This window comes from Exiguobacterium sp. SH0S7, from assembly GCF_004337195.1.
In the GTDB taxonomy this organism is placed as follows: Bacteria; Bacillota; Bacilli; order Exiguobacteriales; family Exiguobacteriaceae; genus Exiguobacterium; species Exiguobacterium aurantiacum_A.
Genome location: NZ_SJVA01000039.1, coordinates 1 through 422, shown reverse-complemented (window position 1 = coordinate 422; position 422 = coordinate 1). Strand labels below are relative to the sequence as shown.

General features: G+C 58.3%; 1 protein-coding gene. It reads left to right on the top strand.

Annotated features, from left to right (window positions below):
• A partial coding sequence (locus tag EVJ22_RS15305) for a PaeR7I family type II restriction endonuclease (protein ID WP_199749349.1) occupies window positions 1–345 on the top strand: 345 nt, incomplete at its 5' end.
• Window positions 346–422 lie beyond the last annotated feature (77 nt).

The window sequence follows — 422 nt, the reverse complement described above, 5'->3', positions numbered from 1 at the left end:
GTAGATACTCAGCGCGCCATCTCCCAGGGCCTTCTGGGTGATGCCCGGCCCTGGCTTGGATATGTCTTCCTGTTGGAGGACGCAGAAGGATCCACGCAGAGCGCGAAGCGAGACTTCAAGCCGAGCTTCAAAGTGGATGAGGCGTTTGAGAGGCGACCTTCCTACGCTGACCGCTATCAAGTGCTCTGCCGCAGGCTCGTCGAGGATGAACTCTACGATGCCGCCTGTTTTGTGTTGGCCCCCAAAGATCCCGAACGCCCCATCAGCCAGCCCGACCCGCAGCTAACTTTCGCGGGATTCATTGAGTCGCTCACGAAACATGTACGAAAGGAGCCAGGGCTCTAATCGAGAGTGCTTCGAATGTGAGTGTGAGATCGCCAGTCGTTCAGGAGGGGCCCCACTGCAAAGCAGTGGGGACCTTC